This window comes from Ruminococcus sp. AF31-8BH, from assembly GCF_003460605.1.
In the GTDB taxonomy this organism is placed as follows: domain Bacteria; phylum Bacillota; class Clostridia; order Lachnospirales; family Lachnospiraceae; genus Blautia_A; species Blautia_A acetigignens.
Genome location: NZ_QTVN01000004.1, coordinates 182,001 through 206,744, shown reverse-complemented (window position 1 = coordinate 206,744; position 24,744 = coordinate 182,001). Strand labels below are relative to the sequence as shown.

Genomic DNA, 24,744 nt, shown 5'->3' with positions numbered 1-24,744 from the left:
AAGAAGGCTGAGGCATTATTTAAAGCGGATTGGCGTAAATTAAAGATGAGTATACACTATGAGCATGCATACGATGCAAAATGGAGGGAATATGCCAGATCAGAAGCTGGATAATCTTTTAAACCTTGCGCTGGATGCTACAGAAGAGGAAAGAGAGAAATCCCGGAATCTGAATGTGGGGTATGAGAAACAAACACGAAAGTGGGAAATTATTGTGAAGTATAGTGAGGTGGGAAAAGATGAGGATTCTGTTGAGGCATTGCTAGGCGGAAGCGGAATCTCCGTGGTCTCCCTCCTTGGAGGATACGCTATTGTGACGCTTCCCGAAAGTATATTGGACGAATATTCCAGGCGGCCCCAGATCGAATTTATAGAAAAGCCCACCCGTCTGTATTTTGAAGACTTTTTTTCAAAAGAGGCAAGCTGTATTACCCAGGTACAGCGCAATGAGCCGGGAAATCTACAGCTGACAGGGCGCGGCGTGCTGGTTGGAATTGTGGATTCTGGTGTGGATTACCGCCATCTGGCATTTCTCACAGCAGATGGAAAGTCCAGGATATTGCGTTTGTGGGATCAGGGCATTCCCGGTAATCCGCCGAAGGGATATGCAACAGGAACTGAATATACGAATGAGGAAATCAATGAGGCGCTGTCCCTTTCTGTACAAGAGGGGAGGCGCCTTGTTCCGTCTGAAGATGGAAGCGGTCATGGAACAGCTGTGCTTGGAGTAGCTGCAGGCAGCGATTTTTCCCGTGGCGCAGTGAACCGGGGCGTGGCATATGAAAGTGACCTTCTGGTTGTGAAAATGGGAATTCCAAGACAGGATTCTTTTCCAAGAACTACAGAGCTTATGCAGGGAGTAGACTATCTGGTGCGGCAGGCACTGGCTATGGGACGACCAATGGTAATCAATTTAAGTTTTGGAAATAACTATGGCTCACACAGAGGAGATTCCCTGCTGGAAACTTATCTGGATAGCGTATCGAGCATGGGAAAGCTTGCAATTTGTGTAGGAATGGGGAATAACGGAAGCGATGCACTGCATTGCGGTGGAAAACTTTCTGCCGGGGAAATCCAGGAAATTGAGCTTGGAGTAGGTCCATTTGAGCCAAATCTGAACATACAGCTGTGGAAAGATTACGAAGATGAGATGGAAATTTATTTGGAAAATCCTTCCGGGGAACGGGTTGGACCATTGAAGGAAGCATTAGGTGCCCAGCGTTGGAGCCTTGGAAATACGGAGCTTCTCATCTATTATGGAAAACCTGCGCCTTATCATGTGACTCAGGAAATTTATGTGGATTTTCTTGTGAAGGATGAGGCAGATCCATTGAGAATACAACAAAGCAGCTATATAGACAGCGGTGTCTGGAAAATCATTCTTGTGGCAGGAAATATTAAAAATGGGGAATATTTTCTTTGGCTGCCAGGTGGAAAAACATTAAATCCTGGTACTGCATTTTATTTGCCACGTGCCCAGGGTACCCTGACTATTCCGGCCACTGCCCGCCGTGTAATTAGTGTAGGTGCCTATGATGCCCGATTAAATGCTTATGCGGACTTCTCCGGCCGTGGCAGCTGTAACCTTCCCTACCCAAAACCGGATCTGACTGCTCCAGGTGTTGACATTCTTGCCCCCAGAGCAGGCGGAGGCTACGCACGCTTTTCCGGTACTTCCTTTTCCACCCCATTCGTAACCGGAGCTGCAGCTTTATTGATGGAATGGGGAATTATCCGCGGCAATGATCCCTACCTCTATGGAGAAAAACTAAAAGCCTATCTCCGTCGTGGCGCCAGACCATTGCCGGGAATTGAAAGATATCCGGATGATATGGTTGGGTGGGGAGCATTATGTACAGCACAAAGTCTCCCTAAAATATGAAAAATGCAAAATTATTACAACTATTATCAGAGGAAAATGATATAATAAGTGTTGTAAAACTAGTACAGTGAATACTAAGTAACCGCTATATTGACTTGCCTGATTTTGAATTTCGAAAAACCAAATACCAAAGCTGGATGTGAGGATAACAAAAATGGGAATTATTAATATAATTTCAGATAGAAAAAATATAACTTTGAATTCGGATGTGATTCTTTATATTATAATGAACGGAAAAATTGCGGTGATTCATATTGTCGGAGGGAAAGTATACCAGACGCGTATTGCTTTGAAAGATCTGGAAGGACTATTGAAGGAAGATTTTGTAAAAGTACATAGAGGCTGTATTGTGTCAGTAAAAGCTGTTCACGAAGTGACAGATATGGTAAATCTCAGCAATGGAGAAGAATTGCCATATACTGTTCGCAAGAAAAAACAAATAGTGACTGAGATTCAGGAAAAGCAGAAAAAAATGATTAATGCTTTGGGAAAAAAAGGTATTCCTGCTACGAAAGAAGAATATTGCCGTCATTATAGTTCTTTTGAATATCTGCCCATTGCATTTACGGACATAGAAATGGTATTTAATGAAGAAAGCCATGCGGTAGACTGGATTTTCCGTTACGCAAATCAGGAACTCGCCAAATTAGAAAAGCTTTCACTGGATCAGCTGCTTGGAAAATCTTTTGGAAGTCTGTTTGCCAATATGGACCCGAAATGGCTGCGAAGTTATGAACGTTCGGCACTTTATGGAGAAGTACTGGAACTTATGGATTATAGCCCGGAAGTAGACAGAAACCTGAAAGTAATTTGTTTTCCTACTTTTAAGGGTCATTGTGGCTGTATCTTGTTTGATCTGGATACGATTAAGGCAGTTGACAGTGGTAACAATATCCATAAAATGTGGAATACATACCTGAAAAATCGTACAAAATAACTAAAAAATATGTCGTTTTAAGCCGTTTGGATGTCGTTTTGTTCCATGTTTATTGACTGGAATAAAACGATATTATATTATATTATTTATATATTAAGTAACTTCTACTTATATTTTCCAAGATTTACAGTAAAGAAGACTTGAGCTTTTTATAAGGAAGGGGGCAAAATATCATGAAAAGAAAAAAAGTAATTACTTTGATTACCGCTGCATTGGCATTTACCATGACTGTTTGTGGCAGCTCGACCGCAATTGCAGCATCAGAATTAACAGCGGAAAGTAAACCAGCCACCCAGTATACGATTGATGCAAATCAGGAAGTTTATGCGTTGCTGGATTTCGAGGATACTGCGGAGTTTGAGAATGCTACAAAGGGGCAGATCGCTTCTCCGGATACTTTGGATATTTATGATGAGAACGGAAAGCTTGTATGGAGTCAGACGGCATATGCTTTTCTGGATCAGGACGCTCCGGATACAGCGAATCCCAGTCTTTGGAGAAACACACAGCTGAATCATATTTATGGTCTTTTTGAAGTAACCGATGGAATTTATCAGGTGCGTGGCTATGATATGTCCAATGTCACATTCATAAAAGGTGATACAGGATGGATTGTAGTAGATCCATTGATGAGTGTAGAGTGTGCACAAGCGGCTCTTGCCTTGGTGGAAGAGAATCTGGGCACTTTTCCTGTAAAGGCAGTGATTTACAGCCATTCCCATGTTGATCATTTCGGTGGAGTCAAGGGAGTTGTTGCGGAAGAAGAGGTGCAAGCCGGAAATGTGCAGATAATTGCACCGGAAGGCTTTGAGAAGCATGCTGTCAGCGAGAATATTTATGCAGGTACTGCTATGGGACGAAGAGCAAGTTACCAGTATGGAACAATGCTTGAGGGTGGTGAAACAGGATCCCTTGCCATTGGTATTGGTATGGGACAGTCCAAGGGCAAAACAAGTTATATTTCTCCTACACTTGAAATCACACAAACTGGTGAGAAGCATACCATTGACGGAGTGGAAATTGAATTTCAGCTTACTCCGGGTACCGAAGCACCGGCAGAGATGAACTTCTGGATTGAATCGAAAAATGCTTTGTGGATGGCTGAAAACTGTACAGGAACACTCCATAATCTGTATACACTCCGCGGAGCCCAGGTGCGTGACGGAAACGCATGGGCAGAGTACATCATGGAATCTCTGGCTCGCTATGGTGATAAGGCAGATGTGGTATTCCAGTCCCATAACTGGCCACATTGGGGAAATGATACCATTCAGGAATATATGACCAATACTGCAGCTGTATATAAGTTTATTAACGACCAGACACTGCTCTACATTAATGAAGGTTATACGGAAACAGAGATTGCCAATATGATCCAGCTTCCGGAGGAACTGGAGAAAGTCTGGTATACCCGTCAGTATTACGGTACAGTTTCTCATAATTCGAAGGCAGTATATGAGAAATATATGGGCTGGTATGACGGTAATCCCGTCCATCTTGCTGAACTTACACCATCGGATTATGCCCAAAAGCTGGTAGAATATTTCGGTGATACAGATGCGGTTCTTGAAAAAGCAAAAGAAGATTTTGCAAAGGGAGAATATCAGTGGGTTGCCCAGATTACCAATACGCTGGTTTTTGCTGATCCGGAAAATACGGATGCACGTTATCTGTGTGCGGATGCATTGGAGCAATTGGGATATCAGGCAGAATCAGGTCCATGGCGCAGTGCTTACCTTTGTGCTGCACAGGAACTGCGAAATGGTACAAATACCGATGATGCAACGCGAAGCAGCGGTAACGGTGATGTTTTCTCACATATGACACCGGATATGATTCTGGATTATCTGGGAATTCTTGTAGATACGACGAAGATTCCAGATCTGACCTTTACAGCAAATCTTATATTGCCGGAAGGTAATTATGTACTCCGTGTGAAAAATGGTGTACTTCTTTATCAGAAGGATACACAGGATGCGGATGCAGATGTAACATGGACTACCAAACGTGCCGGACTGTTGTCTGTTGTTCAGAAAAACGCAGAGAATGTTGCTGCTTTGATTCAGCAGGAGGGTGATGAGACCTGCCTGACACGATTGATGAATGCAGTTACGGTTACGTCAGACTATAAATATTTTAATATTATTGAACCATAAAGTTTTGGTCGGAAGCAGAAGGATATGAATAGTAGCTCTTGCAGGGCTTGGTGCCAATACAGTTGAAGTTGCGCTGTATCCAAAGACAGAGCAGGATGCACCTGAGGATACTAGCAATTGGCTTCCTGTAGGTGACGGAGGCTTCCACCTGTATATGCGTATTTATACGCCTGATATGGATGCATTGGAGACATGGACTGCACCGACCATTACAGAAAAAGGACTATAATGAAAAAGAAAATTTCTAAAATATGTGCTGTTCTTCTTATTATTGCTTTGGGCTCTATGGAGACAGGCTGGCGCCTTTTCAATATGATGATTTGCTGCAAACGGGGCGCCCGGAAAAAAGAGAGAAAGAAATGGTTTGAATTGTCGCACATCAGGGAAAACCATCCTCAGAATGGGTATGCAGAGGAATATAATGAGAGTAAAGAATGGTGCTTTGCACAGAAGATGCAGGACTGCTATATCAGAAGTACAGATGGATTAAAGCTGCATGGATTTTACCTGCCGGCTGAGAATGCAAAACGGTTTGTTATATTAAGCCATGGATACCGTGGCAGTCGGTTTGGCACCATGTCATTTATGGCAAAATACCTCCATGAGCATCAATGCAATCTTCTGTTTATGGAACAGCGCTGCTGTGGCGACAGTGAAGGGAAATACATTACCTTTGGAGTAATGGAGCAATGGGATGTTCAGCAATGGGCAATCTATGTATCTGAACGAAACAAGGAAAAGCTCCCTGTGTATCTGTATGGGCAGTCTATGGGAGCGTCAGCTGTACTGATGGCATCCGGACATACGCTTCCTCCGGAGGTGAAAGGTCTGATTGCTGACTGCGGCTTTCATTCCATGGAAGGACAAATGCAGGATATGGCGGCTAACTGGTTTCATCTTCCTCACATTCCCTTGCTTTTAATGGAAATGGACTGGTTCTGTAGTTTACTGGCTGGATTTCATATGAAGGATGCAGATACTACAGAGGCAATGAAAAAGAATACAAGGCCGGTCCTTTTTTTCCACGGAGAAAAGGACACCTACGTTTATCCTCATAATTCATTTCAGAATTATATGTTATGTAAAGCTCCGAAGAAGCTTGTTATTGTTCCCGGGGCACGGCATCTGTGCAGTGCCTATGCAGACCCTGCGCTGTATCAGAATACAATGATGCAATTTTTTGAAAAATACGATTAACAGTACAGCAATACTCCTTCCTGACCGAAACTTATCAAACAAATTTTTGTAAAAGGTTTGATAAGTTCCGGTCAATTTTTTGTAAAGTGTTCATTAAGTCCGGGCGGTACTGGTATTTCCCTGAAATATATGCTATTTTCTCATCAAGAGCAAAAAACAGGGGCAATGGAGGTTTGATTAAGAATGAGAGAGTACTATCCTTTAACTGCTGCTCAGAAAATGCATCACAACTGGATTGTGGATTATGGGACACAACAGGTGTCCGGTGTCAGTGTTGTGGCGTCTGTACAAGCTGAACTGGATTTTGGACTATTGAAAAAGTGTATCCAGATGGAAATAGAGCGCTCAGGCTGCACCAGAGTACGCTTCACCAAACCGGATCAAGAGGGAAATGTGAAGCAGTATATTGTAAAACAGGATCCTCGTGATATTGAACTGAAGGATTTGTCCGGAATGGGAAATCTTGCAGAAGCTGATGAACTGATGCAGCAATGGGCATATGAAACATTTGATGGTGATAACATTCCCATGTGTGAGTTCACCATGCTGAAGCTGCCGGAAGGATATAATGGTTTTTTTGTACATATGGATCATCGGTTGATTGACTCCTGCGGACTGGTGGTAATGATCGGGGATCTGTTCCAGCTGTATACCTATTACAAATATGGAACAGCATATCCTCAGGAATTGGCTGATTTCCAAACAGTGCTGAAGAAGGATCTGGCAAAGGCCGGCAATGAAAAGCGTTTTGCAAAAGACAAGAAATTCTGGGACGATCAGCTGGATGCCCTGGGAGAGCCGCTGTATTCCGATATTCAGGGCCCGTCTGTACTGGAGGCCGCCAGAAAGAGGCATGGAAATCCGGAACTTCGCTCCGCTGATATTGAAATGCAAAATTTATTCGTGGCAGTAAAGGATTACCATCTGGAGCCAGGGGCGACTCAGAACCTGATTGATTTCTGTATGAATCATCAGCTTTCCATGACAAATCTTCTGCTGCTCGGCATCCGTACTTATCTGTCTAAGGTAAATGACGGACAGGAGGATATTACGATCCAGAATTTTATATCCAGACGTTCCACCCATGAAGAGTGGACCTCTGGCGGAAGCAGAACGATTATGTTTCCATGCAGAACCGTAATCTCGCCTGAAACAGATTTCCTTTCTGCTGCTTATGAAATCCAGAATATGCAGAATCGTATTTATATGCACAGTAATTATGATCCGGCACTTATTATGGAAGAGATGAGAAAAAGATACAATACACCAGAGCACACCAGCTATGAAAGCTGTTATCTGACTTATCAGCCCATGCCGGTAAAAGTGGAAAATGAAATGCTTGGAACTGTCCGCCAGCATGCCAAATGGTTTGCAAATGGTGCAGCAACCAAGAAAATGTATTTGACCGTATCTCATACAGAGGATGGTGGAATGAATTTTTCCTATCATTATCAAACAGCACATCTGGAAGAACATGATATGGAACTTCTCTATTATTATATGATGCGTATTTTATTTAAAGGAATCGCAGAACCGGATATGAGCATCGGTGAAATTATGGAACAGATTTGATAGTATACCAGGAGGACGTATAATGAGTCAGGAAATGGAATTTAAAAATATTGTAGCCCAGTATAGCAAAGTAGCACCGGAAGAAATGACAAATGAAATGAGGTTCCGTGAGGACCTTGGATTCAGCTCTCTGGATTTTATGTCTTTTTTAGGTGAGCTTGAGGATACATTTGATATTGAACTTGAAGAAAACGAGGTAATGAAAATCGTAACCCTTGGAGAGGCACTTCAATTGCTGGAAAACCTTCAGTAGGAGGAAATGGATATGCTGGTCAGAAATATATTAGAAGAAAGTGTACAAAAGTTTGGTGAAGTCAAAGCCGTAAAATGGCTTAAAAAGAAAGAAATTTCAGAGAGAAGCTATTATGAAATAATGGAAAATGCAGCTTCTGTCAGAAAAGGTCTTCTTGCAGAGGGCTTTGAGGGAAAACACATTGCACTAATTGGCACCAGCTCTGTAGAGTGGATTGAAAGTTATCTTGGGATTATTACAGGATGTACAACAGCAGTGCCGCTTGATGCAGCACTTCCCTGCGAGGATCTGGTAGATCTTATCAATCGCTCCGATTGTGCAGCCCTTTTCCTAAGTCCGAAGCACAGACCATATCTTGAAGTATTTCTGGCAAATTGTCCGGGGCTTCAGAAGGTATGGATGCTTCAGGAAGAGGTGGAGGATGTACCGGAAAAGGTATACAGTATCAATGAGCTTCGGAATATAGGAAATAATGCATCCAAAGATGCTGCCTGTCCGGATGCGGAGGATATTGCAACTATTATTTTTACTTCAGGAACAACCGGAAAAAGTAAGGGAGTTATGCTGACTCAGAAGAATCTGGCATCTAATGTTGAGGCTGTAAAAATTTCAGCAGAACCGGGAACCGTGATGCTTAGCGTACTTCCCATCCATCATGCATTTTGCCTTGTTATGGACTGGCTGAAGGGCTTTTCCCAGGGAGCAACTCTTTGTATCAATGATTCTTTGCTCCATATGGTCAGAAATATGAGCATTTTTAAACCAGACATTATGCTCATGGTACCCATGATGATTGAGACAATTTATAAAAGGCTGGCTGCTTCTGACCCGGCAATTCCAAAACAGATTTTGGCAGAGAAGGTATTTGGAGGAAAGCTGCATACCATATTTACCGGTGGGGCGCATCTGGATCCATATTACATTGAATATTTTGCACAGTACGGTATTCAGATACTGGAAGGCTATGGAATGTCAGAATGCTCACCTGTTATCAGCAACAATACACCGGAAAATAATAAGCCTGGATCTATTGGAAAGCCTCTTGAAAACGTGGAGGTCAGATTTGAAAATGGGGAGATTCTGGTGCGGGGAACAAGTGTCATGAAGGGCTACTATCAGATGCCGAAGGAAACCCAGGAGACTCTTACGGATGGCTGGCTTCACACAGGAGACAAGGGATATATGGATGAGGATGGCTACCTGTTCATAAACGGAAGAGTGAAAAATCTGATCATTTTGTCAAATGGTGAAAATGTATCTCCGGAAGAGATTGAGAATAAACTTGCCCTGAATCCCCTTGTAGGCGAAGTGATCGTAACTGGTGAGAAGAATGGTCTGACAGCCCGGATTTATCCGGAGCAGGCAGTGGTGGAAGCAAAGGCATTAGATGCAGAGGCTGTTAAAGGACTGCTTCAGGCATTTTTGGATAAGTACAATCAAAATCAGCCGACCTATCGCCAGATTACAGGATTGATTGTTCGAAAAAATCCCTTTATCCGCAGCACAACGAAAAAGATTAAGAGGCAGGATGCTCTGATTGACGAACCTCTTGCATAACAAAAAGGCTTTCTGCATGGCTCACAAAGTGTGATGCACATCTTGCAGAAAGCCTTTGTAAAGCAGACATTCGCAATCCGCTTCGCTACTTGCTCATGAACGCAGTCGCATCGCTTATCTGCGTTCAAACACGTATTAGGACAAAAGGGGCAGCATGCCCAATAAAAAAACCTGGGACAAAATATCAGCGACAGCTTCCGGTTCCAGATCGAAATTATCTCTGGCCCATTTGTGAAGGACACCAATGGTGCTGCCAATCGCGCAGGTGATCACATAAGAAATTTCTTCCTTTGTGTGTTCATTTGGGCTGGAATTGGATGTGGCATCAGTGACGTAGTGATGGAGCATGGTCAGCATTTTTTCAAACAAGTCATTGCCATGAGGTGTGCTCAAAAGACTTGCAAGAAAAGGATTCTCTATGGTGTACTGACAGATTGACAAAAAATAGGACCGACAGATATCCAGGTCATTTTTGGGATGGAATTTTTCCATCATGGAAAAAACATCACAGATTGTTTTCTCTTCAACGGCAGCTACCAGCGAGGGGATGTCCTGGTAATGATTATAAAAGGTGCTTCTGGCGATACCTGCAGCTTTGATGATGTCAGATACTGTGATCTTATCAGGAGCTTTTTCCCGTGATAGTTTAAAAAAAGCACCTAAGATAGCCTCATTGGCCACATAATATCTTTCGTCAGGAACTGGATTCTGCATAGGCGCACCCTCCCTCTCTTCAATTATTCAACAAAATTATTCCTGGGAAAACTGATCCTTTCCTACAGAACACAGAGGACATTCAAAGTCTTCCGGAACATCCTCCCATTTCGTGCCAGGTGCAATTCCACCCTCTGGATAGCCCTGCTCTTCGTCGTATTCCCAACCGCAAACATCGCATACATATTTCATAAACAAATCCTCCTTATTAAATGATAATAATTACTGTTATTATGTAGAAATTATAAAACATTTCATAATATTTGTCAATATTTGGATGTGGCTTCGCTTGATAAATTATCTTGACAATAGAGGAAAGAAAGCATATACTGTTAACAATTAAAAATGTCAGGGAAAATATTTGTCTGACACTAATTGAATACGTATACACACAGAAGAGCGATGTTGTTCAGAACATGGCTCTTTTTTGTATTTATGCAAAACCCGTAAAAGGCTGTGCGTATATGCAAATATCAAAAGGGAGGACGTATATGATGGAGAGATTAAACGAAATTGTAACAAAAGTTGACGATTTTGTGTGGGGGCCGGTAATGCTGATCCTTCTTGTGGGAACTGGAATTTTTCTTACAATCCGGACGAAATTTCTGCCCTGGAGAAACCTTGGATATGCGCTAAAGAGCACGCTCAGCAAGGAAGCGCGTACGAAAAGCCGTGGAGAAGGAGATGTCTCTCCTTTTTCTGCACTGACTACTGCACTTGCTGCTACAATTGGAACCGGAAATATTGTTGGCGTTGCCACTGCTATGGTTTCAGGAGGACCTGGCGCTCTGGTGTGGATGTGGATTTCAGCTGCTTTTGGCATTACGTCCAAGTTTAGTGAATGTATGCTGGCAATTAAATACCGCGAAGTGAATGCCAAAGGTGAAATGAGCGGCGGTCCTATGTACACAATGAAAAAAGGACTGAAAAATAAGACTTTGGGAGTAATTCTGGCATGGCTTTTCGCATTTTTTGCAGTTGTAGCTTCCTTTGGAATCGGAAATATGACTCAGGGAAATTCTATTGCAAGTGCACTTCATGCTACATTTCATGTTCCAGTAAGGGTCTCTGGGGTTATTATAACAATATTGACATTATTAATTATTGTTGGTGGAATTAAATCCATATCCAAAGTATCATCTGTAGTTGTGCCGGCTATGGCAATTTTCTATGTGATCTGTGGACTTATTGTGATTTTTGGAAACATTTCCAACTTGCCTTCAGGACTTTCTATGATCTTTAAGATGGCATTTTCCGCAAAAGCTGTAGGCGGTGGCCTTTGCGGCAGTATTGTTGCTTCTATGATGAGTGCTATGCGATACGGTGTTGCGCGTGGAGTTTTTTCGAATGAAGCCGGCATGGGTTCTGCAGCAATTACGGCTGCTGCAGCGACTACGGATAACCCGGTTCGCCAGGGCTACATAAATATGACAGGAACATTTTGGGATACGATTGTGGTATGCACCATCACAGGTCTTGCAATTGCTTCTTCCGGAGTACTTGGCACTACTGATGCAGCAGGAAATCTGCTGACAGGATCTGATGTTACTATTGCAGCATTTGAAACTGTTCTTGGAAGTGCCGGAGGATGGCTGGTAACCATTGGAATTACATTATTTGCATTTTCTACCATTCTTGGGTGGGAATATCATGGAGAAAAAGCTTTTGAATATTTATTTGGAACACATAAGTACAACATGATTTACAGAATCGTATTTTCTCTGGTAGTATATGTCGGCTGTACACAGACCTTGAGTCTGGTATGGAACTTTTCTGATATTGCCAATGCTTTGATGGCAATTCCGAATCTGATTTGCATGCTGCTGCTCAGCGGAGAGATAGCGAAAGATATTGAAGCATTTCAGAAAGAAATAAAGAAATGAAAAAAATAAGAAATATTGTTATCAAAAAAGTCCCTTTACACCAGAAATAAGGTGCTAGAGCGTGTTTGAAAAATCATTCCCGCAATCTGCACGCCCCACTTTGCGGGAGATTTTGCCCGAATTCAGTTGCCGTAGCCCGCTACGGCGCCCTCATCCGGACAAAATCTCCCACAAATTGTGACGCACATCTTGCAGAAAGCCTTTTTCAAACACGCTCTAGGAGACTTTTTTGTAATATTATGAATTTGTCAGTTTTATGAAATTCTATATTGGAAAATCTTATGCGGCTTTTTGTGCCTTCATTTTTTTATTGAAATGGATAAAAAACAAGGTATTCAATATAATTCCAACTGCTGTAGAAGCAGGCGCAGCCAAACCGATTTTGGTCAGGCTGGCATCAGACTGAATACTCATATAATAGGACATCGGCAAACGAACCAGAAGAGTCTGGAAGAGTCCCTGAAACATCACCCAAAGTGTCTGATTGTTTCCATTAAAATAGCCTACCATACTGAACATTATGGCAGTCAAAATGGTTTCAGGAGCGAAGCCCTTCAGATAATCATAGCCTTTCTGGATTACAGCTGTGTCAGTTGAGAACAGACCGGCAAGCACATCACCCTTAAACATAACCAAAATGAAAACCAGACATCCAAATACAAGCCCTACTCCAATTCCTGTAAACATGGATTTTTTTGCACGCTTCTGTTTTCCGGCACCAATATTCTGGGAAACAAAGGAAGCCATGGACTGCATCAGTGAACTTGGAATAAGCATGGCAAAATTTACAATTTTGCAGGCAACACCGTAGCCAGAGGAAGCTTCAAGTCCCAGCCTGTTGACAAATGCACAGAGAGCCAGGAAGGAAATCTGCGTAAGAAATTCCTGAAGTGCCAGCGGAAGACCGATTCCCAGAAATTTTTTGCACTGATGGTTAAAACAAAAATCTTCTTTTGTGATGGAAAACGGAAGCTTCTTTTTGATTAAAATTACAATGGCGCAAACAACGCTGATGGCTTGTGCAAAAACAGTGGCAAGTGCAGCACCGGCGGCATCCATATGCAGTCCTGCAACCAGCAGCAGGTCGCCAAAAATGTTGATGATACAGGCAACCAGAACAAACAAAAGCGGTGATTTGCTGTCCCCAAGACCACGGAAAATAGCAGCCAGAAGGTTATAGGCTACTATGAAGAAAATGCCGCTGCCACAAATACGCACATAGCTGGTGGTCAACTCAAGTGCCTCCTGTGGTGCCTGCATAAGCACAGAAATGGGGCGTGCGAAAGCTGCCATAATTACGAACAGTGCAGCTGAAATTACAGTAAATACAACTGCAGCACCTCCAATTACAGAACCAATCTGTTCCGGTTTCTTTTCGCCAAGATAACGGGCAATGAGAACGGTAATTCCCATTGCAAACTGCGTTACTACAAAGGTGACCAGATTCAGTACCTGGCTTCCGGTGGAAACCGCGGAAAGTCCGGAGGTGGAGCCAAAGCGGCCTACTACCAGAAGGTCTACAGCACCGTAAGCGGCCTGCAGTACCAGTGCACCCAGAATAGGAAGCATAAATAGGGCAAGCTTTTTCAGAATGCTTCCTTTAGTAAAATCGTTTTTTTCACTTGTCAATGGAAATTCTCCTTTCACACATAATAGTATAGAATTTTTCAATAGTGCGGATCATACATAGGGCATCTTCCTCAGAGATTCCTTTCACGCAGGAAGCCAATGCATGGAAATACTGTTCATTGTATTTCTGGTGCAGTTCTTCACCCTTGCCTGTAATGGAAAGATAGGTGACGCGGCCATCAGCAGGAGATGCAAGCTTTTTCACATAGCCTTTGGTCTCCATATCCTTGATGGTTCGGGTAACACCTGGTCTTGGAAGTGCCAGCGCATCGCTGATATCTGACACTTTCGCCTGAATCCCCCGGCAATTCAGGGAATGAATGACATCCAGATACTGAATGTAAGAGGAGGTCACTCCCTCCGGCAGTGGCGGCAGCATATCCCGGATTCTTTTCGCCTGATAAAAGGCATCCATCATTCGTTTTAACAGTTCAATGTCCATATAGATGCTTCTCCTTAAAAAGTAGTAGAGACTCATGATAAATAATTACCATAAGTAATTACAATTGGTAATTATAATGAGGAGAAGGGTAATTGTCAAGATACCTCTATCTTTTTTCAAACTAAAAAATCCTCTTGAAATGATGGGAGTGAATACCCATCAATCCAAGAGGATTTACAGCGTCTTTATTATTTTTCAGAGGACTTATATAAGCTTACTGGCTGATCAGCTCCTGTAATTCAGCATCATAGTCAATTCTTTCTCCACTTGTGGTATCAAATACCATAGTAGATTTGTTGTCATCTGTATAAGTGCTCCATTCCGGTACATTCTCGCCATTTGGATCTCCGGTGCTTGCAAAGTTTACCCATGCACTTGCCATTACATCCTGCAGATCATAAGCGTCCTGACTTCCGCCATAGGAACCGGCTACTAAGTCAACATTGTGGAATACAAATGGGATCTCGCCACAGTGCCATAAGTTTACACCACCGTCAATTGGAGATTCATAGGATACAACGTAATCATAGTTCTTAGTTGCACCAGCTTCAACTCGCTTTGTAAGGGTTTTGGAGAACTTGGTACGATCTGCTACATAATAAGCATCACAAGCGCTCTTTTCAGGATAAGCCTTCAGGAATGCTTCTTTTACAGCTTCCGCTTTGTCACCATATTTTTCGGTTAATTTTGCGTCTACTTCTTCATCAGTCCAGGAGTTTTTGTTGGTTTCATTTGGATCCAGAGCAGTCCAGCAGTTCATTTCTCCAAATACAGAACCTACCATAACCGGAACGTCGTTTGTCCATTCCTGGAAATTACTCTGAATATAATCTTCATCAAGAACCGGACGCCAGCTTAAAGAAGTTCCAAGCTCCTCACCTACCTGTTTTAATGCTTCCGTTGCAGCAGCATCAAGAGTATCATACGGAACCTCTTTTAACTGCTCAATCTGGTTATCTGAAATTCCTAAAATCTCAAGTGTTTTTGCAGTTATTTTTTTAGCGGTATCTTTTTCAATGTAACGCTCACTTCCACTCTGTACAATAGCCTGATTGAATAATCCTTCTGCCTCAGGGGAAGCTAACATGCTGATAACCTTACCGCCGCCGCCGGACTGTCCGAAAATAGTTACGTTGTCAGGATCGCCGCCGAAATTAGCGATGTTTTCTTTTACCCACTTTAAGGATGCAATCATATCTGCTGTACCGCAGTTACCGGAATACTGATAATCCTCACCATACTCGGAAACATCCAGGTAACCAAGTACATTTAAGCGGTGGTTTACAGTTACTACAACTACATCACCATATTCGCTGAGATTCTTTCCGTCATATGCAATACCCTCGATAGAAGAACCATTTGTGTAGCCACCACCATGGAACCATACCATAACCGGTTTCTTTGCATTGGCATCCAGATCCTGTGTCCAGACATTCAGATTCTGGCAATTTTCGCTCTGTGCCCAGTAACGATGAGGAATCAGGAAATCTCCGCCATCCGGATCTGTCATTTTTGTGATAGGAGCTGTTGAACCATAGACAAGACAATTGCGGATATCGTCCCAGGTATCAGGAGTCTCCGGCATTTCAAATCTGTCAGCTTTTGCATAAGGAATTCCACGGAAGGTATAAGTTCCGTTATCAATAAAACCACGAACCTTTCCATATGCGGTATCTGTAATGCTCTCTGTTTTGCTCACAACAATGCTCTCTGTGGCTGCTGTATCATCAGCTGCAGCAGCGGAAACTGTTGAAATTCCCATAGAGAAAATCATAGCACTGCTTAAAAGGATACTTATAATTTTTTTCTTCATTTCTTAAATCTCCTCCTTCGTATCAAGTAGTTCTATTATAAAAAAACAGGGCTGTTGGCGCTATAAGTTTTTGAATCAGTCACTGTTACTTTTTTGATTATTTGGACTTAAAAAATCCTCCTGAACTGACAGGGAGCTTGAGCACCTGTCCATTCAGGAGGATTTATAGTATATGTATGATTATTTAGAGGACCTATATAAGCTTACTGGCTGATCAGCTCCTGTAATTCAGCGTCATAGCCAATTCTTTCACCACTTGTGGTATCAAATACCATAGTAGACTTGTTGTCATCTGTATAAGTGCTCCATTCCGGTACATTCTCGCCATTCGGATCTCCGGTGCATGCAAAGTTTACCCACGCACTTGCCATTACATCCTGCAGATCATAAGCGTCCTGACTTCCGCCATAGGAACCGGCTACTAAGTCAACATTGTGGAATACAAATGGGATCTCGCCACAGTGCCATAAGTTTACACCACCATCAAGCGGAGATTCATAGGATACAAGATAATTATAGTTTTTATTATCTCCGGATTCCAGTCTTTTTGCCAGTGTGTCGAAGTCTCCTGTACGGTTGGATACATAATAAGCATCACAAGCACTCTTTTCCGGATAAGCTTTCAGGAATGCTTTTTTTACAGCTTCCGCTTTGTCACCATATTTTTCAGTTAATTTTTCGTCTACTTCCTCATCAGTCCAGGAATTCTTGTTGGTTTCGTTAGGATCCAGAGCAGTCCAGCAATTCATTTCTCCAAATACAGAACCTACCATAACCGGAACATCATTTGTCCAATCAAGGTAATCAGTCTGAAGATAATCTTCATCAAGAACCGGACTCCAACCTACATAGGTTCCAAGTTCCTCGCCTACCTGTTTCTGTGCTTCCGTTGCAGCAGCATCAAGAGTGTCATAAGGAACATCCTTTATCTGATCAATCTGGTCAGCTGAAATTCCTAAAATTTCAAGTGTTTTTGCAGCTACTTTTTTTGCAGTATCCTGGTCAATATGACCTTCACCACCACTTTGTACAATGGCCTGATCAAATAATCCTTCTGCCTCAGAGGCAGCAAACATATTAAGAACCTTGCAGCCGCCGCCGGACTGTCCGAAAATAGTTACGTTGTCAGGATCGCCGCCGAAATTAGCAATGTTTTCTTTTACCCACTTTAAGGATGCAACTATATCTGCTGTGCCGCAGTTACCGGAATACTTATAATCCTCACCATAATCGGAAAGATCCATGTAGCCCAGTACATTTAAACGATGGTTTACAGTTACCACAACTACGTCACCATATTCGCTGAGATTTTTTCCGTCATATGCAACGCCTTCAATAGAGGAACCATTGGTGAATCCGCCACCATGGAACCATACCATAACCGGTTTCTTTGCATTGGTATCCAGATCCTGTGTCCAGACATTCAGATTCTGGCAATCTTCGCTCTGAGCCCAGTAACGATGAGGAATGATGAAATCTCCGCCATCCGGGTCAGTCATTTTTGTGATAGGAGCTGTTGAACCATAGACAAGGCAATTGCGGATGCCGTCCCAGCTATCCGGAGCCTCCGGCATTTCAAATCTGTCCGCTTTTGCATAAGGAATTCCACGGAAGGTATAAGTTCCGTTGTCAATAAAACCACGAACCTTTCCATATGTGGTGTCTGTAATGCCTTCTGTTTTGCTGACTACAATACTTTCTGTGGATGCTGTGTCATCAGCTGCAGCAGCGGAAACGGTTGAAATTCCCATAGAGAAAATCATAGCACTGCTTAAAAGGATACTAATAATCTTTTTCTTCATTTTAAAAACCCTCCTTCAAATCAAGTGACTTTATTATAAAAAAACAGGGCTGTTGGTGCTATAAGTTTTTGAATCAGTCACTGTTATTTTTTTGATTGTTTTGGAAATCTGATTGAAAAACAATTTGATAGGTTGTAGTATATTTTATAAGAAAGGCTATTGTATTTTTATAAAAAAATTTATGAAAAGAGAGTTTCTATAATATGAAAAGAAATCTGAAGATATTTTTATTAATTGCTGTTTGTGTAATTACAGGCTTCTGTATGTTACATGTCAGAGAAGAAAATAAAAAACAGCAAATACACAGCGAAAAAAAAGAAAAGGAAACGCTGGTGTTTCTTACGTCCAAAAGAGAAACGCGGCATATTTTTGAGAAAATTATTGCAGATTTTAATGAATCACAGGATGATATATATATAGAACTTATGGCAGTACCAAATCCGGAGCAGGAACTGCAAATCCGTGCAATTCAGGGAGAATTTCCAGATATTGTTGAATTTATCGGAGCACAGAAGGATGATCTGGTTAAATATGTAAAAGGCGGATATTTGCAGAAGCTGGATGATTTTTCTGCAATCCATTGTGTAAATGAACATTTTTTGGAAAAATTAAAAATTCTTAATGGTACTTATGTGCTTCCATTGTCTGTGAATTACAGAGGGATATTTTATAACAAAAGGATGCTGGAAAAGGACGGGTACCAGATCCCTTCTACATATGCAGAGCTTATTCAGACGATGCAGCAGATAAAAAAAGCCGGAAAGCTTCCCATTGTTTTTGCAGATAAAGACAGCTGGACGCTTCATCAGGGATGGGATGCAATTGACATGTCCTCCAGAGGAAGCCAGGATAATTTATTTCAGAATGTGCTGAACGGCACTACCGTTTTATATGAAGATCCTATTGCACTTGATTCTACCAGGAAATTTTTAGAAATAAGACAATATGGTCAGAAACAGACTATAAACACAGGATATGATGAAGCTGTAAAAAAATTTGCAAAGGGAGAAGCCTATATGTTCCTTCAGGGTAACTGGGCATATCCTATAATAAAAAAAATAAACCCGTATATGGATTTGTTATTTATGCCGTTTCCTACATACAATGAAAATCAGGCAAGGGTTGTAGTAAAAATAGATGCGACATTGGGGGTTTCTGCATCCTGCAAGCATCCGGAAGCGGCTGGAAAATTTCTGGATTATGTATTTTCAAAAAATGTCAGTGAATATTATGCAGATCAGGCCGGGGCCTATTCCTGCATAAAATCTGTAGATGTAGAAGACAATTATGCGAAGGTATTTACGGATAGGATCAGAAGCGGTGAGTTTTTCCTGGAGGAATTTGCTTATGAGAGCGAAAAAACTGATGCCAGGGATGCCTTGTTTCAGAACTTGACCAGTTCCCCTCAAACATATACAGAAAGAGCATTTTTGAAAGAATGGAATGATCTTTTGATTTTGCAGAAAGGAGCCTGAGTGTGAAGCGAATTTCAAGATTACCTGTATGGTGGCAGCTTTTTATTGGATTAGCATGCTGTTTTCTGTTTTCCCTGATAGTAATTTGTGCCTCCTTTTTCATTGATGTGAAGGAGGCTGAAAAAAATAATTGGTTTTATTTGCACAAAATGAACAGTCAGTGGGAGATGGAAATCGAGACCATAACAAAGAATCTGGATTATTTGAAATATCTGCCCTTGATAGATAAAAATATCATGACAGATATTCGAAACGATTATGAAAAACAGTCTTTAAAAAAGCAGCTTTCATCAAAGGAATATGTAAATGGTATTCTGGAAGATATCAGTGGAATTAATCCATTTATTTTGCGCACTACTATTTTAACTGAAAATGGAAATGTTTATGGTAACTTTGTGGAAGACTCGTTGACACAGATTAAGCAAGCAAAAAAGCATATTGCCTATTCAAGGGTTGGCTATAAAAATGAGGAATACGTTACAGATGTATATGAAGGCGAAATAAATATGCTTTCTTATAAATTGCTGACAATCGCATACGCTATGTATCCTGTGGAATCGGATCAAAAGCTTGCTACAATTTATATTGATTTGGATTTTGAAGAAATAGAAAAGAGCTTTTCCGTGTTTTCAAATGATGAAATTGAATGCTGTCTTTTTAACAGAAACGGGATTATTTATTCTTCTGAAAAAGAAAACAATTTTCTTCTTGAGGACGTGAAGAAAATTTATGAAAGTTCAAACCATCAGGGAACATTGGAAGCGGATGGCTCTGTCTGGAACGCATATGTTGTTAAGATCGATGATTTGGACTGGTATCTGGTTCAATGTATGCAGCGAAAAAGCTTTCTTCTCAATAGTATAAAGAATATTTTGCTTTTTTGTTTTGGGATTTTGATGGTTTTTGTTTTCTTACTGTTTGGAGGAATGCAGCTGATCAGTCGCATTACCAAGCCGATTACTGAATTTTCCAATGCGTTAAATCAGGTAACCTTACATAAAAAACAAAAACCACGGCATATCCAATTAAAAGAGGATGTTCCACAAGAAATTTCTACAATGGTAAGTGGCTATAATGATCTTGTATCACGTATTGAAGAGAATATTATTCTGGCATACAAAAACGAAATAAGCCAGAAAAAAACAGAACTGCAAATGCTGCAATATCAGATCAATCCCCATTTTTTATATAATACATTAAATATTGTCAGTGCATTGGCAAAACTAAATGGAGTTGATGAAATATCGGAAATTTCAGAATGCCTGTCTCATATTTTTCATTATAACGTAAAAGGGGGAAATATTGTACAGCTGAAAAAGGAGCTTGAGAATCTTCAGTGCTATGTAAAAATACAGTCCATGCGTTTTCCGGGAAAATTTGACGTGATTTATAATGTGGAAGAGGAAATGCTGACCTGTGAAATGTTAAAGTTTATATTACAGCCATTAATGGAAAACGCAATGGAACATGGTGTCATTCCCTGCAAACGAAGAGGGCGGATAGAAGTGACCGGAAAAATCACTTCGGCTAATATAGCAGAAATCAGTATTTGTGATAACGGAAATGGAATGAGCGATGAAACACTGCAGATGTTACACCAGGAATTAGAAAAAGACCTGCAGCAAGGCGTGAATCAGAGTTCATCCGGAATCGGCCTGATAAATGTACACCAGAGGATTAAAAACTATTATGGAGAAGAATTTGGAATCTTGGTAGAAAGTAATCAGGGAGAATACACTTGTGTAACGGTTCGTTTTCCGGTATTGGAAAAAGAGGTATAAAAATGAATTTTAAAATTTTAGTTGCAGATGACGAATATTATGCGAGAAAAGCACTTGTCATGATGCTTGAAAAATCCGGACTGCCGATTTCGGTGAATGGAGATTTTGAAGATGGGGAAGAAGTAATAGAATATCTTCAGGAAAACGAAGCGGATATTATCATTACGGATATCCGGATGCCAAATGTAGATGGACTGGAGCTGGCAAAATATGTGCAGGAGCATGTGCCGAAATGCTCAGTAGTGATAGAAACCGGATATGAAGATTTTCAGTACGCAAGAAATGCGCTGCGCTATCAGGTAAAGGACTATCTGACAAAACCAATCAACGAATCAGAATTGCTTAAGTCTATAAATGATATTCTTGTTGAAAAAGCAAAGTCAGATAATCTGGAAAATATCAATAAACTAAAAGGAATTGTTGAGAATCTGGATTTTGCACAATTGATACAAAATAAAAAGCTGCTTGATGAGCTGATTCTGGCGGAGCTTTGGAAAGAGTACTCCTGGTTTTTTATGGCGAAGGGAGAGGTTTCGCATTCGGGATATCAACAAATAAAAAAATATTTGCAAACTAAAAGAACTACTGCCAATGTACAAAGCTGGTACTTTAAAAATAAAGGTGAATGCATATTACTCTTTTTTTGCAAGCAGAAAATGGATTTCAAAGCATGCATTGGAGAGACTGATCTTTTGCAGCTAAAAAACAGCTTGGACCATAATTCGTGGTTTGGAATCAGTGGCATCCACAAAGAAAGAAGGGAAATTGAAAGGGCGTACAGAGAGTGTATTTACGCAATCAACAACCGTATTTTAATAAATGAAAATCTGTTTTTCTGGAAAGAAGAACTGGAAATTAAAAATCTGCTGGAAAAAGAAACCCTGGAAATATTCAGCAGAGTCGTAGAATTTGGCCGTATTTATGAGGCAGAAAAAATCATAGATAACTTATTTGCCAGATGCATAAGCGAGCGCGCAAACATTTACAGTCTTTATAATGCAATCATACAGCTTTTTTCCGTTCTCAGGAAAAAGTATTATAATGGATGTCAGATACCCAAGGGAGAAGGGGGATATTTCCTGTTTGATTTTAAGATTGATCTGTATCAATTTCATACAGCAGATGAGTTGAAAAAATATTTGCTTATGATTTTGAAAGAAGTCTGTGAAAAAAACGAGGAAAATGAAAATGAACTTCTGATAGAAAATATTTTAGTGTATCTCGAAAATCATTATGCAGATGATATTACATTAAATGAGCTTGCAGAGCATAAATACTTTGTAAGCGTGGGACACCTCAGCAGAACCTTTAAAAATAAAACCGGATTAACATTTTCCAAATATCTCACAGAGGTGCGGCTGAAAAAGGCAAAAGAATTTCTGGGAAATACGGACTTTGACATTACAGATATAGCAACATTTACAGGATACAATGATGCTTCCTATTTTACTCAGATTTTTCGGAAATCCTGCGGCATGACGCCTTCAGAATATCGTTACCAGGAAAGAAAAAAGAAAAGTCAAAAAAGTGATACTGAAAAAGAAAATAATTTATAGTTTTTATCTTCCGGGAGCCTTAAAATGACATTATCAAAAAAAGGAGGCTCTGTTTATATGAAGAAGAGATTAACTGTATTGGCTGCATTGCTTGCCTGCTCCACACTTATGGGAAGTGCTCATGTATATGCAGAGGAAAATGAAAAGAACGTTGTTGAAACTGCGTACGGAAAAGTGCAGGGAATCAACAGTACAGATGAAAACTATGAGGATGTTGTAGAATTTCGTGGAATTCCATATGCAGCACCGCCAGTTGATGATTTGCGCTGGAAACCACCGGTAGATCCTGAAAAATGGGATGATGTTCTTGTATGCGATACCTACAAGGATATTCCTATGCAGGTATTGGGCGGAGCTGAGGTGGAACCCTATAAAACAGATATTTATTACGATGGAGTTCCGGAAATGAGTGAAGACTGTCTGTATCTGAATGTAATGACAACAGGAGATTCACTTTCTTCCACAGAAAAGAAACCGGTATATGTGTGGTTCCATGGCGGCGGACTGAACAGCTGCTATACCTTTGAGCCGGAAGGAAATGCGGAAGCTTTTGCAAAGAACGGAATCGTTGTAGTAACAGTAGAACAGCGTCTTGGTGTCTTTGGCTATCTGTCATTACCACAGCTTACCGAGGAACAGGGACAAAGCGGAAACTATGGTCTGATGGATCAGATCAAAGCTATGGAATGGATCAAAGAGAATATAGCTAACTTCGGAGGAGATCCTGAGAATATCACAGTTGGCGGACAGTCTGGCGGTACTACAAAGGCAATGGCAATGACTGCTTCTCCTAAAATGGATGTAGAAGTTGATAAATTAATCCTGGAAAGTGGCTTAAAATATAATATGGAATTCCAGACTCTGGAAAGTGCAGAAGAAAAAGGAACTGCATATCTGGGAGATCTGGGACTTGATGAGGCTGCGACACTTGAGGATCTGAGAAACATGGATGCTGAAAAGCTGATTGACAATACCAGTTCTAATTATCCGGGAAGTATGAACCAGGATGGTTTGTATGTCACCTATGAAAGCATTCAGGATTCCATTAATGATGGAATGTTTGATGAGATTTCTGTATTGTCCGGAACAAATATGGGAGAGGGAAGTTATCCGAAGGTATCCACAGCAGATGACTTCTATGCACAATACAAAGAAGCTCTTGGTGATCTGTATGATAAATACGACTTTGAAAATCTGGTAAAAGTAGATGACAATACAGCAGCTATGGTCAGCCGTCAGTTAGGAACCTATGGTCTTGGCACAAATGTCAGCAGAAGCCTTATGGTTAACAGACTGTACGGAAAAATGATGTCAGAAAGAACAGATGGAAAAGCAGCAAACTATACATACTTATTCAGCCATTCTACACCTGAGAGCATTTCAGATTTAGGAACAGACAGAGGCTGGGCTAACCAGTGGGCATGGCATACAAGTGAAATGTGGTATGCGTTCAACTCTCTGCGTGAGGGCGTTCCGGAAGTAAGACAGTGGACTGACTGGGACTATGAGTTAGCAGAAAAAATGAATCAGTATTGGTCAAACTTTATCAAAACCGGAGATCCAAATGGAGACGGACTTGCATACTGGCCGGCAGCAGATGAAAATATGGGATATATTCAGTTAGGCGATGGAATCAGTACACATGAAGAGGAACTGACAGATCTGGAAAAACTGATGATGGATTATACCACCAACTATTTCAATTTTCCTGTAGCTGAGTAAGAGATACACTTTTAACCTCCTAGAGCGTGTTTGAAAAATCATTCCCGCAATCTGCACGCCCCACTTTGCGGTATATTTTGCCCGAATTCAGTTGCCGTAGCCCGCTACGGCGCCCTCATCCGAACAAAATCTCCCACAAATTGTGACGCACATCTCGCAGAAAGCCTTTTTCAAACACGCTCTGGAGAATGCAGTGCATTTTCCTACCATACCATGGTTTTTTCAATATTATTCACAGAAAAAGTCGTCGGCTTTAGAAGCTGGCGGCTTTTTTTGCGTAAATAGCGCAAAATCTTTCCTCTTTCTTGTTCTGAAAATAAATTCATGCTATGATAAAAATTAAAAAAGGGCTGAACATAGACAAAAAGGTTTC

Annotated in this window: 18 protein-coding genes and 4 pseudogenes; 14 read left to right on the top strand and 8 right to left on the bottom strand. The window is 41.1% G+C overall.

From position 1 onward, the window contains the following. The first annotated feature begins 91 nt into the window (after nt 1-91). From DWZ38_RS06945 to DWZ38_RS06910, 7 genes are all read left to right on the top strand, one after another. A complete protein-coding gene (locus DWZ38_RS06945) occupies nt 92-1,882 on the top strand; it encodes a S8 family peptidase (protein ID WP_117851182.1) in 1,791 nt (596 codons plus the stop codon). A 154-nt stretch (nt 1,883-2,036) separates the two neighbouring features. Next, nucleotides 2,037-2,819 carry a LytTR family DNA-binding domain-containing protein gene (locus tag DWZ38_RS06940; RefSeq protein WP_117851180.1) on the top strand — a complete coding sequence of 261 codons (783 nt, stop codon included), beginning with the start codon at nt 2,037-2,039 and terminating at the stop codon, nt 2,817-2,819. A 173-nt stretch (nt 2,820-2,992) separates the two neighbouring features. After that, a complete protein-coding gene (locus DWZ38_RS06935; protein WP_117851178.1) occupies nt 2,993-4,975 on the top strand; it encodes an alkyl sulfatase dimerization domain-containing protein in 1,983 nt (660 codons plus the stop codon). A gap of 228 nt (nt 4,976-5,203) precedes the next feature. Then, on the top strand, nt 5,204-6,172 hold the full coding sequence (locus tag DWZ38_RS06925) for an alpha/beta hydrolase (protein ID WP_117851319.1): 969 nt from the start codon (nt 5,204-5,206) through the stop codon (nt 6,170-6,172). A 183-nt stretch (nt 6,173-6,355) separates the two neighbouring features. Next, nucleotides 6,356-7,744, top strand: coding sequence for a condensation domain-containing protein (locus DWZ38_RS06920; protein ID WP_117851175.1), 1,389 nt, complete (start codon nt 6,356-6,358; stop codon nt 7,742-7,744). A 22-nt stretch (nt 7,745-7,766) separates the two neighbouring features. Next, nucleotides 7,767-7,997: a phosphopantetheine-binding protein gene (locus DWZ38_RS06915; RefSeq protein WP_021925093.1), complete on the top strand. Its 231-nt coding sequence runs from the start codon at nt 7,767-7,769 to the stop codon at nt 7,995-7,997. A 12-nt stretch (nt 7,998-8,009) separates the two neighbouring features. Continuing rightward, on the top strand, nt 8,010-9,554 hold the full coding sequence (locus DWZ38_RS06910) for an AMP-binding protein (RefSeq protein ID WP_117851173.1): 1,545 nt from the start codon (nt 8,010-8,012) through the stop codon (nt 9,552-9,554). A gap of 135 nt (nt 9,555-9,689) precedes the next feature. On the opposite strand, the gene DWZ38_RS06905 is transcribed toward DWZ38_RS06910, so the two are convergent. After that, nucleotides 9,690-10,268 carry a TetR/AcrR family transcriptional regulator gene (locus DWZ38_RS06905; protein ID WP_117851171.1) on the bottom strand — a complete coding sequence of 193 codons (579 nt, stop codon included), beginning with the start codon at nt 10,266-10,268 and terminating at the stop codon, nt 9,690-9,692. A 36-nt stretch (nt 10,269-10,304) separates the two neighbouring features. Then, nucleotides 10,305-10,460, bottom strand: coding sequence for a rubredoxin (locus tag DWZ38_RS06900; protein ID WP_021925090.1), 156 nt, complete (start codon nt 10,458-10,460; stop codon nt 10,305-10,307). Between the two features lie 302 nt (nt 10,461-10,762). Here DWZ38_RS06900 and DWZ38_RS06895 point away from each other — a divergent pair, with 302 nt between their 5' ends. Continuing rightward, nucleotides 10,763-12,151, top strand: coding sequence for a sodium:alanine symporter family protein (locus DWZ38_RS06895; RefSeq protein ID WP_117851317.1), 1,389 nt, complete (start codon nt 10,763-10,765; stop codon nt 12,149-12,151). A 35-nt stretch (nt 12,152-12,186) separates the two neighbouring features. Here DWZ38_RS06895 and DWZ38_RS23385 read toward each other — a convergent pair. Further along, nucleotides 12,187-12,339: pseudogene (locus DWZ38_RS23385) on the bottom strand (DUF6783 domain-containing protein). Between DWZ38_RS23385 and DWZ38_RS23380 the strand changes: the two are divergent. Continuing rightward, nucleotides 12,277-12,411 (top strand): annotated as a pseudogene (locus tag DWZ38_RS23380) (DUF6783 domain-containing protein); the annotation flags it as partial. The pseudogenes DWZ38_RS23385 and DWZ38_RS23380 sit on opposite strands and share 63 nt — an antisense overlap. A 19-nt stretch (nt 12,412-12,430) precedes the next feature. Here DWZ38_RS23380 and DWZ38_RS06885 read toward each other — a convergent pair. The 4 genes from DWZ38_RS06885 to DWZ38_RS06870 form a co-directional block, all read right to left on the bottom strand. After that, nucleotides 12,431-13,780, bottom strand: coding sequence for an MATE family efflux transporter (locus DWZ38_RS06885; protein WP_117851165.1), 1,350 nt, complete (start codon nt 13,778-13,780; stop codon nt 12,431-12,433). Beyond that, entirely contained in the window at nt 13,770-14,222 is a 453-nt protein-coding gene (locus DWZ38_RS06880; protein WP_021925086.1) for a MarR family transcriptional regulator, read from the bottom strand. Before DWZ38_RS06880 ends, DWZ38_RS06885 begins: the two co-directional genes overlap by 11 nt. A gap of 214 nt (nt 14,223-14,436) precedes the next feature. Beyond that, nucleotides 14,437-16,035, bottom strand: a complete 1,599-nt coding sequence (locus tag DWZ38_RS06875) for a carboxylesterase family protein (protein WP_117851163.1) — start codon at nt 16,033-16,035, stop codon at nt 14,437-14,439. A gap of 203 nt (nt 16,036-16,238) precedes the next feature. Further along, nucleotides 16,239-17,837, bottom strand: a complete 1,599-nt coding sequence (locus tag DWZ38_RS06870) for a carboxylesterase family protein (RefSeq protein WP_117851160.1) — start codon at nt 17,835-17,837, stop codon at nt 16,239-16,241. 203 nt (nt 17,838-18,040) lie between these two features. Here DWZ38_RS06870 and DWZ38_RS06865 point away from each other — a divergent pair, with 203 nt between their 5' ends. From DWZ38_RS06865 to DWZ38_RS06850, 4 genes are all read left to right on the top strand, one after another. Beyond that, nucleotides 18,041-19,312, top strand: a complete 1,272-nt coding sequence (locus tag DWZ38_RS06865; protein ID WP_117851158.1) for an ABC transporter substrate-binding protein — start codon at nt 18,041-18,043, stop codon at nt 19,310-19,312. A gap of 149 nt (nt 19,313-19,461) precedes the next feature. Beyond that, nucleotides 19,462-21,093, top strand: coding sequence for a histidine kinase (locus DWZ38_RS06860; protein WP_178105286.1), 1,632 nt, complete (start codon nt 19,462-19,464; stop codon nt 21,091-21,093). A gap of 2 nt (nt 21,094-21,095) precedes the next feature. Beyond that, nucleotides 21,096-22,649 carry a response regulator gene (locus DWZ38_RS06855; RefSeq protein WP_117851153.1) on the top strand — a complete coding sequence of 518 codons (1,554 nt, stop codon included), beginning with the start codon at nt 21,096-21,098 and terminating at the stop codon, nt 22,647-22,649. Between the two features lie 57 nt (nt 22,650-22,706). Then, on the top strand, nt 22,707-24,371 hold the full coding sequence (locus DWZ38_RS06850) for a carboxylesterase family protein (RefSeq protein ID WP_173765684.1): 1,665 nt from the start codon (nt 22,707-22,709) through the stop codon (nt 24,369-24,371). Here the strand turns inward: DWZ38_RS06850 and DWZ38_RS23375 are convergent. After that, nucleotides 24,270-24,524 (bottom strand): annotated as a pseudogene (locus DWZ38_RS23375) (DUF6783 domain-containing protein). The gene DWZ38_RS06850 and the pseudogene DWZ38_RS23375 sit on opposite strands and share 102 nt — an antisense overlap. Here DWZ38_RS23375 and DWZ38_RS23370 point away from each other — a divergent pair. Further along, nucleotides 24,462-24,656: pseudogene (locus DWZ38_RS23370) on the top strand (DUF6783 domain-containing protein); the annotation flags it as partial. The pseudogenes DWZ38_RS23375 and DWZ38_RS23370 sit on opposite strands and share 63 nt — an antisense overlap. Nucleotides 24,657-24,744: the final 88 nt, after the last annotated feature.